Source organism: Oleiphilus sp. HI0061, from assembly GCF_001635675.1.
This window is the reverse complement of sequence record NZ_LWFE01000828.1, coordinates 1-417: the sequence shown is the minus strand read 5'-3', so window position 1 is coordinate 417 and position 417 is coordinate 1. Positions and strand designations below refer to the sequence as shown.

At 46.0% G+C, this 417-nt stretch carries 1 protein-coding gene; it reads left to right on the top strand.

Annotated features, from left to right (window positions below):
• Nucleotides 1-75: 75 nt before the first annotated feature.
• On the top strand, nt 76-417 hold a 342-nt coding region (locus A3735_RS09900; RefSeq protein ID WP_231882525.1), incomplete at its 3' end, for a glucosaminidase domain-containing protein.

Sequence of the window (417 nt, the reverse complement as noted above, 5' to 3'; positions counted from 1 at the left end):
ATGAGCACTTCCATAAAAAAAAATGGTGCCGCCAGCCTGAACCAATACGACAGAAATTGGCTTAAAGCGCTTGCAATGAAATACAAGGTTGTGCCAACTACCAACCCAAGTCAGACACTTGGCAGACTGCTAGAGCGTGTTGATACCGTCCCTGCTTCTATGGTACTGGCACAAGCGGCCATTGAGTCTGGCTGGGGGACCAGTCGTTTCGCTAAGCAAGGAAACAACCTATTTGGCCACTGGTGCTTTAAAAAAGGATGCGGTCTTGTACCTAAATTCAGGAATGAGAACCAACAACATGAGGTAGCTCAATTCGAGACTATAAATGAATCCATCAGGGCCTATCTGATGAACCTAAATAGCTTCTCGGCATATGATGAATTCAGGAAACTACGCGCTAAGTTCAGCAGCACAAGC